The organism is Mammaliicoccus fleurettii (assembly GCF_003970575.1).
Lineage (GTDB): Bacteria > Bacillota > Bacilli > Staphylococcales > Staphylococcaceae > Mammaliicoccus > Mammaliicoccus fleurettii.
This window is the reverse complement of the sequence record NZ_RXWZ01000068.1, coordinates 1-437: the sequence shown is the minus strand read 5'-3', so window position 1 is coordinate 437 and position 437 is coordinate 1. Positions and strand designations below refer to the sequence as shown.

General features: G+C 31.8%; 1 protein-coding gene. It reads left to right on the top strand.

Features of this window, described 5'->3' with window-relative positions; genetic code table 11:
- On the top strand, positions 1 to 417 hold a 417-nt coding region (locus CD129_RS06070; protein WP_144437004.1), incomplete at its 5' end, for a DDE-type integrase/transposase/recombinase.
- Positions 418 to 437: the final 20 nt, after the last annotated feature.

Genomic DNA, 437 nt, shown 5'->3' with positions numbered 1-437 from the left:
TACCTATCATCAATAATGGATGCTTATAATGGGGAAATTATTGCTTATAAAATTGGGCCACATCAAAACCAAAAGTTAGTCAATGATACATTAAATCAAATAGAAATACCCAAGGATTGTGTACTTCATAGCGATCAAGGAAGTGTTTATACTTCGTATGAATATTACAAATTATGCGAAGAAAAAGGCATTATCAGAAGCATGTCCCGTAAGGGAACGCCAGCTGATAATGCCCCAATAGAAAGCTTTCATTCCTCGCTAAAGTGTGAAACATTCTATTTAAACAGCGAGCTTAATAGCTCTAATGATATTGTAATAGATATTGTCGAAAATTACATTAAAAACTATAATAAAGTTAGAATTCAACAAAAACTAGGCTACTTATCTCCTATAGAATTCAGGAAATTAGCAGCCTAGAAAATAGTGTTTTTATTAAG